Below are 8,822 nucleotides of genomic sequence, written 5' to 3'. Positions count from 1 at the left end.
TCACCTGCGAGGTGCCCTCTCGAGCGAAACGATAGAAGCGTCAGAACTCCTATCCTTCCAGCTCAGAGGGCACTTTCTGTCTCCGGGGTCCCACCGACCCGACATTCATCGGTGGATCGAGGCTCAGTAGCGACAGCGGCCAACCTGCCGTCATGATCCAATGGATTGAACTGGGTGACCACCAGGCCACAGTCAGGGTCGGTCTGTTGCCGGGCGGGGGCGCGACGGGCCAGCTCGCGCAGTATCTGCGCGGTGCCTCGCACTGACTGGTCGCTGATGGTCGTCACGAAAACCCGCAACACCCGAGGATCCAGAAGAAGGGGAGCGCTCAGTTCGCTTGCGCCGGCCAGTAGGTCGACCAGGACAGCATCGACACCGAGCGCGTGCCCGAGCTCGGCGAGCGCCTCGGTCAGCACGTAAGGGTCACGGTCCGTCGTCAACAAGTCGACCGGCTCGATCTGCGCCGGCGTGATCCGGCCTCGGTCTCGACGTGCCGGCATCACCACGACACCGTCGAGCTCCTGATTGGCGAGGAACTTCCGTCCTAGACTGATCGCTTCTGGGTAGGTCTGATCGATAGTTCCGTGAACCAGAGCGAGGAAATCCTCGTAGGCGAAATCCATTCTGGTCGATTCGGCCACCATCCAGGTGATCCCGGGCGCTTCGAGGTCCGCGTCGATCAGTAGCACCCGTCTGCCCGCGTCGGCCAGCCGCCGAGCTGCCGCGACACAGTGCAGGGTCCGCCCCACCCCCCCCTTGAACGAGTGGAAAGCTACGACAGGCATGTCGTGCGGCGTCGGGCGTGGTGCGGGCAACGGCTGCGCCAGCTCGGCCACGACCCGCCGGTTTGTCCAGCGTGGTTGCCGGTCGGACGACGGGATGTCGTTGGCGTTGACGAACTCGATGGCGAGTGGCCGCTCCCGGCCGGCATCGTCCAGTAGCAAGAGTTGACGTTCTTGGTCGATGGTGAGTGGTCCGAGGACCGAACGGATCCAACTCCACGCCTCAGTGGACGCTACCGAGGGATCAACGCTGAACCGCACTGAGTCCCAGTAGCCGTCGACCTCCCGTAGCCAGCTCGGCCACAGTCCGCCCCGAGCAAGTTCCGCGAAGTAGTTGTTGACGTCCACCCACGTGTACAGGTGGTCTGGGTGGGCCGGCACAGAGTTGTCCAAGGCCTCGTTCACCTGGTCTCCTTCCGGCACCAGTTCCCCAACGAGGTCAACCCTGCCACAGCAGTCTTCTCGTCCTCCGCATCCAGCTTCGCGCCGTAACGCCACGCCTGATGGAGTTGGGGCACCTCGACCGTCGGTTGCGCTGCGCCCGGAGTACGCCGCCGGCAGGGCGCGAGCATCTGGTACTCAGCGGGAGAGAGACGAAGGTGACTGGCCAACCGTCGAAGGTCGTGGCTGAGAAGATCCGGAGACAGCTGATCCGTGGTCTGCAGCTTTCCTCGCAGGAGCGCAGCCGCCTTCATGCCGCACTCCACCGAGTAGAAGCGCAGCAGATGGGAAGCTTCTTCGCTGGCCGAGCCCGCTGCTTCTGCCAGTTTGAAGAAGCTGTTCACCAGATCACGGTGTGTCACATGGAGGGGCACTCAGCGCACTCTGGTAATGAGCCTCGCGTCCGCCAACCCCGCCACGGAAACTACTCCGGGACGCGGCGGTAGGCGCCGTCGCTGGCCGAGGTGGCCATCGAGGCGTACGCGCGCAGGGCCGCCGACACCGGCCGGTCGCGGTCGGCCGGCGTGTACGGGCGGTCGCGCTTCTCCTGCGCGACGCGCCGGGCCTCCAGGACGTCGGCCGGCACGTTCAGCTCGATCGACCGGTTCGGGATGTCGATGGCGATCTCGTCGCCCTCCTCGACCAGGGCGATCAGCCCGCCGGAGGCCGCCTCGGGGGAGACGTGCCCGATCGACAGGCCGGACGTGCCGCCGGAGAACCGGCCGTCGGTGAGCAGCGCGCAGGACCGGCCCAGCCCGCGGCCCTTGAGGAACGAGGTGGGGTAGAGCATCTCCTGCATGCCGGGGCCGCCCTTCGGGCCCTCGTACCGGATGACCACCACGTCCCCGGCGGCCACCGACTTGTTCAGGATGCCCTCGACGGCGGCGTCCTGGGACTCGAAGACCCGCGCCGGCCCGCGGAAGGTGAGGCACTCCTCGGGCACCCCGGCGGTCTTCACCACGCAGCCGTCCGGCGCGAGGTTGCCGTGCAGGATGGCCAGCCCGCCGTCGGCCGAGTACGCGTGCTCCCGGTCCCGCACGCAGCCGCCGGCCGCGTCCGTGTCCAGCGACGACCAGCGGTTGGTGGTGGAGAACGGCTCGGTGGTGCGCACCCCGCCCGGGGCGGCGTGGAACAGCTCGACCGCCTCCCGCGTGGCGGAGCCGCCGCGGACGTCCCAGTCGGCGAGCCAGCGCTCCAGCGTGGGGGAGTGGACGGCGTGCACGTCCCGGTTGAGCAGGCCGGCGCGGTCCAGTTCGCCGAGGATGGCGGGGATGCCGCCGGCCCGGTGCACGTCCTCCATGTGGTACTGCGGCGAGTTCGGGGCGACCTTGGCCAGGCAGGGCACCCGGCGGGAGATCGCGTCGATGTCGGCGACGCCGAAGTCCAGCTCGGCCTCCCGGGCGGCGGCGAGCAGGTGCAGGATCGTGTTGGTCGAGCCGCCCATCGCCACGTCCAGGGCGACCGCGTTCTCGAACGCGGCCCGGCCGGCGATCGCGCGGGGCAGCACCGAGGCGTCGTCGCCGTCGTACCAGCGCTTGGCGATCTCCACGACGGTGCGGCCGGCCTCGACGAAGAGCGACCGGCGCGCGGCGTGGGTGGCCAGCGTCGAGCCGTTGCCGGGCAGCGCCAGGCCGATGGCCTCGGTCAGGCAGTTCATCGAGTTGGCGGTGAACATGCCGGAGCAGGAGCCGCAGGTCGGGCAGGCGGAGCGCTCGATAGCGCCGAGCTGGTCGTCGGTGACCGACTCGTTCGACGCGGCGATCATCGCGTCGATCAGGTCGATCTTGGAGTGGACCACGCCCTCGATCGCGACGGTCTTGCCGGCCTCCATGGGGCCGCCGGAGACGAAGACGGTGGGGATGTTGAGCCGCAGCGCGGCCAGCAGCATGCCCGGGGTGATCTTGTCGCAGTTGGAGATGCAGACCAGGGCGTCCGCGCAGTGCGCGTTGACCATGTACTCCACCGCGTCGGCGATCAGCTCGCGGCTGGGCAGCGAGTAGAGCATCCCGCCGTGGCCCATGGCGATGCCGTCGTCGACGGCGATCGTGTTGAACTCCCGGCCCACGCCGCCGGCCTCGGCCACCGCGTCGGCGACCAGGCCGCCGAGGTCCTTGAGGTGTACGTGGCCGGGGACGAACTGGGTGAAACTGTTGGCGATGGCGACGATCGGCTTGCCGAAGTCGTCGTCGGTCATCCCGGTGGCCCGCCACAGGGCCCGGGCGCCGGCCATCGTCCGACCGTGCGTGGAGGTCTTCGACCGCAGCTCAGGCATGCCTACCAGTCTGGCACCACCGGGCGGGTCGCTCCCAGCCGTGCACGCCGCGTCCCAACAGATGCACACCTGGTACCCCACGGCGTGCGGTCATCCGGCAGAGTTGAGGGCGTGCACTTCCCCCCGGGCATGATCGCGGTCGCGGTGCTGAGTGGGCTCGTCGCCGTCGGCGCCACCGGGCTGCTGGCCCTGGTCGTCCGGCGGCTCGGGCGGCCGTGCGGGCAGGCCGCCGCCCTGGTCGCCACGGCGGCGGCGTTCGCGCTGGTCAGCCTCCTGGTCGGGCTCACCGCGGCGTTCGGTGTGGGGTACGACGCGGACCAGCGGGGGCAGCGCGTGGGCTGGGCGACCCTGGTCTCGGCCGGCACCGCCGCGAGCGCGCTCGCGTTCGGCGCGGGACTGCTGCGGCTGCCCGGCGCCCCGAACACCCCGGCGGCCCGGGCGCGGCTGTTCCTGGACGGCCTGATCATGGCGACCGCGCTGTGGTTCGTCGGCTGGGTCCTCGTCTCCGAGCCGACCCGGCTGCTGGGCGTCGCGACGCCGCCGGCGTGCGTACCGATCCTGCTGGCCACCGTCGGCGTCGCGCTCGCCGTGGGGCTCACCGTGGTCGTGCTCACGCGGGCCGCCCCGCCCCGGCGCCGGCTGGCCTGGCTCGGTGCCGGGATCACCGCGGCGACCTGCGGCGGGCTCGGCATCGCGGTGGGGCTCCTGCAGGCCCTGCCGGCGACGGTGGTGGCCGGCGCCGCCCTGGTCGCGGGCGGGCTGGTGGCCGCCGCGTTCGCCGTGCACCGGGCCGCGCCGACCGGCGAGATCGAGGTCGACCTGATCGGCCGGGACGGCGCGTACGCCTTCGTGCCGATGCTCGCGATGGCGGCGTCGGCGATGTACCACCTGTTCCAGGGCGGCCGGTTCGACGCCCTGGGCATCGTCGCCGGCAGCGTCGAGGGCTTCGCGCTGGTGGCCCGGCAACAGTTGACGCTCAACGACGTGCGCGGGTACGCGGGCCGGCTGGCCGCGCGGGAGGCGCACTTCCGGGAGTTGGCGCACACCGACCCGCTGACCGGCCTGGCCAACCGTCGGGGCCTGCTGCGCGCCCTGCACCGGGCCGCCGCCTCGGGCGCCCCGCGCGTGCTGCTCGGCCTCGACCTGGACGGCTTCAAGAACGTCAACGACATGCGTGGGCACGACGTCGGTGACAACGTGCTGGCGGAGGTGGGGCGGCGGCTGCGCGGCAACCTGCGGCCCGGGGACCTGGCGGCCCGCCTGGGCGGGGACGAGTTCGCGGTGCTCATGCCCGGCCGGGAGGCCGACGCGGGCCGGGTCGCGCAGCGCCTGCTCGGGGTGCTCGGCGAGCCGTACCAGCAGCCGGACGGGCCGGTCTTCCTCTCGGCCAGCATCGGGGTGGCCGCCCAGTCCGACGACCCGGACGTGGAGCTGCTGCTGCGCAACGCCGACCTGGCCCTGCGCTACGCCAAGCAGCGCGGCAAGGACCGGATCGAGCACTACGACGCCGCGTACGACCAGCGGCTGCGCCGCCGCACGACGCTGGAGCACGAGTTGCGCGGCGCGATCGAGCGCGACGAGCTGCGGCTGGCGTTCCAGCCGGTGGCCTCGCTGCCGTCGGTGCGTCCGGTCGGCGCGGAGGCGCTGCTGCGCTGGCACCACCCGGAGCTGGGCAACGTCCGCCCGGACGAGTTCATCCCGCTGGCGGAGGAGTGCGGGATGATCGCCAAGCTCGGCGCCTGGGTGCTGCACCAGGCGTGCTGGCAGTTGTCCCGCTGGCTGGCGGACGGGCACGACGTCTGGGTCTCGGTGAACGTCTCGCCCCGCGAGCTGCACGCGCCGGAGTACGTCGTCCAGGTCGCCGACGCGCTGCGCGCCCACCACGTGCCCCCGCAGCGGCTGGTGCTGGAAGTCACCGAGCACGCCGTCGCCACCGACCTGGACGAGCTGATCCGGCGGCTGACCGCGCTGCGGCGCACCGGCGTCCGGATCGCGCTGGACGACTTCGGCGCGGGCTACTCGTCCCTGGGTCAGCTGCGCCGCCTCCCGATCGACATCCTCAAGATCGACCACAGCCTCGTCGCCGAGCACGAGCCGGTCCGCCCGGCGGACGCCGAGGGGCCGGCCTTCGCCCCGATGGTCGACATCGTGATGCGGCTGGGCCACCAGCTTGGCCTGCAGGTGATCGCCGAGGGGGTCACCACCCCGGCGGAGCTGGCCGCGGTGGTCGCCGCCGGCTGTCGGTTCGGCCAGGGCGCGCTCTTCGGCTGGGGGGTGCCGGCCGAGCACCTGGAGGCGATGCTGGAGGCGGCGACCTCGGCCGGCGCGCGTCCCGCTCCGGCCGTGACCCCGCCCGGCTCGGCCGTGACCTCTGCCACCTCTGCGGCCGGCTCGGCCGTGACCTCTGCCACCTCCGCGGCCGGCTCTGCCGTGACCTCCGCCACCTCTGCGGCCGGCTCGGCCGTGACCTCCGCCACCTCCGCGGCCGGCTCTGCCGTGACCTCCGACACCTCCGCGGCCGGCTCGGCCGTGACCTCCGCCACCGCGCCGTCCGCCGCGTCTCGGCGGCTGTCCCCGGCGCCCACGCAGCGCCCCGCGGAGGAGCCGTCCGCGCAGCTCGGAGCGGGGGTCGACGGCGCGTCGCCGGGCGGCGCGCCGACGTCCGTGAATCAAAATATGGGATCAGTTGACTCATCGCGTGAGATGCGTCAGGCTTGACCGCATGCTGTCGAACCGGTTCCCGCGAGTACTTACCTGAGCGCACTCTCCGCCGTCGAGAGTGCGCTGGCCCCGTGCATCTGCACGAGGGCCGTTTTTGTTGCCGTCGGACCCAGCGCCGGCGGGCCCCGCCCGCGGCGCACCGCTTGAAGAGCCCCAGCCACTCGAAGCCGAAGGCCTGAACCGCCATGACGCGACCAACGCCAGAGACACTCGCCCACTCCGCCCGCCGATCCCGACCCGCCGGTGAGCCGGCGACCGACGCCGACCGGGCCGCACCGGCCGCCCGCGCCACCGCCCCGGCGGTACGGCAGTCCGAGCCCGTCCAGGTCTCCGGGGCCGGCTCCCTCGTGCGGTCCCTCGAGGCGCTCGGCGTGGACGTCGTCTTCGGCATCCCCGGCGGGGCGATCCTCCCGGCGTACGACCCCCTCTACGACTCCACCGTCCGGCACATCCTGGTCCGGCACGAGCAGGGCGCCGGCCACGCGGCCACCGGGTACGCCCAGGCCACCGGCAGGGTCGGCGTCTGCATGGCCACCTCCGGGCCCGGCGCGACGAACCTGGTCACCCCGATCGCCGACGCGTACATGGACTCGGTGCCGATGGTGGCGATCACCGGTCAGGTCCCCCGGCAGGCGATCGGCACGGACGCCTTCCAGGAGGCCGACATCCAGGGCATCACCCTGCCGATCACCAAGCACAACTTCCTGGTGCAGACGCCCGAGGAGATCCCGCAGGTGCTCGCCGAGGCGTTCCACCTGGCCGCGACCGGGCGCCCCGGCCCGGTCCTGGTGGACATCCCCAAGGACGTCCTGCAGGCGCAGACCACGTTCACCTGGCCGCCGACGCTGGACCTGCCCGGCTACCGGCCCACCCTGCACCCGCACGGCAAGCAGATCCGGGAGGCCGCGAGGCTGATGACCGCGGCCCGCCGCCCGGTGCTCTACGTCGGCGGCGGCGTGCTCAAGGCCGGGGCCACCGAGGGGCTGCGCCGGCTGGCCGAGCTGACCGGCATTCCCGTGGTCACCACCCTGATGGCGCTCGGCGCGTTCCCCGACTCGCACCGGCAGCACCTGGGCATGCCCGGCATGCACGGCACGGTCGCGGCGGTCTACGGCCTGCAGAAGGCCGACCTGATCGTGGCGCTGGGCGCCCGGTTCGACGACCGGGTCACCGGCCGGCTGGACACCTTCGCCCCGGACGCCGCCGTCGTGCACGCCGACATCGACCCGGCCGAGATCGGCAAGAACCGGCACGCGGACGTGCCGATCGTCGGTGACGCCCGGCACGTGATCGACGAGCTGGTCGCGGCGGTCACGGCCGAGCGGGCCGCCCACGAGCCGGCCGACCTCGCCGACTGGTGGAACCAGCTGGACGACCTGCGCCGGCGCTACCCGCTGGGGTACGAGGAGCCGGCCGACGGCACCCTGTCGCCGCAGTACGTGATCGAGCGGCTGGGCAAGATCGCCGGGCCGGACGCGATCTACGTCGCCGGGGTCGGCCAGCACCAGATGTGGGCCTCCCAGTTCATCTCGTACGAGAAGCCGTACACCTGGCTCAACTCCGGCGGCCTCGGCACGATGGGGTACGCGGTCCCGGCCGCGATGGGCGCCAAGGTCGGCCGGCCGGACACGGTGGTCTGGGGGGTGGACGGCGACGGCTGCTTCCAGATGACCAACCAGGAGCTGGCCACCTGCGCCCTGGAGGGCATCCCGGTCAAGATCGCCGTGATCAACAACGGCAACCTCGGGATGGTCCGGCAGTGGCAGACGCTGTTCTACAACGAGCGGTACTCCAACACCGAGCTGGGCACCCACAAGCACCGCATCCCGGACTTCGTCAAGCTCGCCGAGGCGCTCGGCTGCGTCGGCCTGCGCTGCGAGAGCGCCGCCGACGTCGACAAGACCATCAAGGCGGCCATGGAGATCAACGACGTGCCCGTCGTGATCGACTTCGTGGTCGGCAAGGACGCGATGGTGTGGCCGATGGTGGCCGCCGGCACCAGCAACGACGAGATCATGTTCGCCCGGGGTGTCCGCCCCGCGTTCGACGAGGACGAACTCTAACTATGACGACGCAGAGTCTGCACACGCTGTCCGTACTGGTGGAGAACAAGCCGGGCGTCCTGGCCCGGGTCTCGGGGCTGTTCTCCCGGCGCGGCTTCAACATCGACAGCCTCGCCGTCGGCGAGACCGAGAACCCGGACGTCTCCCGGATCACCATCGTGGTCAACGCCGAGTCGTCCCCGCTGGAGCAGGTCACCAAGCAGCTCAACAAGCTGGTCAACGTGCTCAAGATCGTCGAGCTGGACCCGCAGGTCTCGGTGGCCCGGGAGCTGCTGCTGGTCAAGGTCCGCGCCGAGCGCAGCGCCCGGGCGCAGGTGCTGGAGACGGTCAACCTGTTCCGCGCCCGGGTGGTCGACGTCGCGCCGGACACGCTGACCATCGAGGCCACCGGCACCCCGGACAAGCTGGACGCGCTGCTGCGCGACCTCGAACCGTACGGGATCAAGGAGATGGTCCAGTCGGGCACGGTCGCCATCGGGCGCGGCTCGCGCTCGATCACCGTCGGCCCGGCCCTGCGGGCCGCCTGAACTCCCTCCGCCGGCC

6 protein-coding genes are annotated in these 8,822 nt (G+C 71.8%); 3 read left to right on the top strand and 3 right to left on the bottom strand.

Annotation, left to right across the window (positions count from 1 at the left end; genetic code table 11):
• Positions 1 to 62: 62 nt before the first annotated feature.
• The 3 genes from ABGB16_RS20600 to ilvD all read right to left on the bottom strand — a co-directional run bounded on the left by ABGB16_RS20600 (position 63) and on the right by ilvD (position 3,495).
• On the bottom strand, positions 63 to 1,187 hold the full coding sequence (locus tag ABGB16_RS20600; RefSeq protein WP_347669714.1) for an AAA family ATPase: 1,125 nt from the start codon (positions 1,185 to 1,187) through the stop codon (positions 63 to 65).
• Positions 1,184 to 1,567 (bottom strand): hypothetical protein, encoded by a 384-nt coding sequence (locus ABGB16_RS20595; protein ID WP_347669713.1) that lies wholly within the window; start codon positions 1,565 to 1,567, stop codon positions 1,184 to 1,186. The genes ABGB16_RS20600 and ABGB16_RS20595 overlap by 4 nt, the downstream gene beginning before the upstream one ends.
• Before the next feature lie 80 nt (positions 1,568 to 1,647).
• Positions 1,648 to 3,495, bottom strand: a complete 1,848-nt coding sequence (ilvD, locus tag ABGB16_RS20590) for a dihydroxy-acid dehydratase (protein ID WP_347669712.1) — start codon at positions 3,493 to 3,495, stop codon at positions 1,648 to 1,650.
• A 111-nt stretch (positions 3,496 to 3,606) separates the two neighbouring features.
• On the opposite strand from ilvD, the gene ABGB16_RS20585 reads away from it, so the two are divergent.
• From ABGB16_RS20585 to ilvN, 3 genes are all read left to right on the top strand, one after another.
• Positions 3,607 to 6,213: an EAL domain-containing protein gene (locus ABGB16_RS20585; RefSeq protein WP_347669711.1), complete on the top strand. Its 2,607-nt coding sequence runs from the start codon at positions 3,607 to 3,609 to the stop codon at positions 6,211 to 6,213.
• A 188-nt stretch (positions 6,214 to 6,401) separates the two neighbouring features.
• Positions 6,402 to 8,279 (top strand): acetolactate synthase large subunit, encoded by a 1,878-nt coding sequence (locus tag ABGB16_RS20580; RefSeq protein ID WP_347669710.1) that lies wholly within the window; start codon positions 6,402 to 6,404, stop codon positions 8,277 to 8,279.
• Positions 8,280 to 8,281: 2 nt separating this feature from the next.
• The gene (gene ilvN / locus ABGB16_RS20575; RefSeq protein ID WP_347669709.1) at positions 8,282 to 8,806 is read left to right on the top strand and encodes an acetolactate synthase small subunit; all 525 of its coding nucleotides are present in this window, start codon (positions 8,282 to 8,284) and stop codon (positions 8,804 to 8,806) included.
• The last annotated feature ends 16 nt before the right edge of the window (positions 8,807 to 8,822 follow it).

This window comes from Micromonospora sp. B11E3 (assembly GCF_039871625.1).
In the GTDB taxonomy this organism is placed as follows: domain Bacteria; phylum Actinomycetota; class Actinomycetes; order Mycobacteriales; family Micromonosporaceae; genus Micromonospora.
Note: the sequence above shows the minus strand (reverse complement) of the source record. Positions and strands in the feature narration are given on the sequence as shown.

Excerpts from the sequence above, each read along its gene's own strand:
- ilvN (WP_347669709.1), top strand. The coding sequence starts at position 8,282 with ATGACGACGCAGAGTCTGCACACGCTGTCCGTACTGGTGGAGAACAAG.
- ABGB16_RS20580 (WP_347669710.1), top strand. The coding sequence starts at position 6,402 with ATGACGCGACCAACGCCAGAGACACTCGCCCACTCCGCCCGCCGATCC.
- ilvD (WP_347669712.1), bottom strand. The coding sequence starts at position 3,495 with ATGCCTGAGCTGCGGTCGAAGACCTCCACGCACGGTCGGACGATGGCC.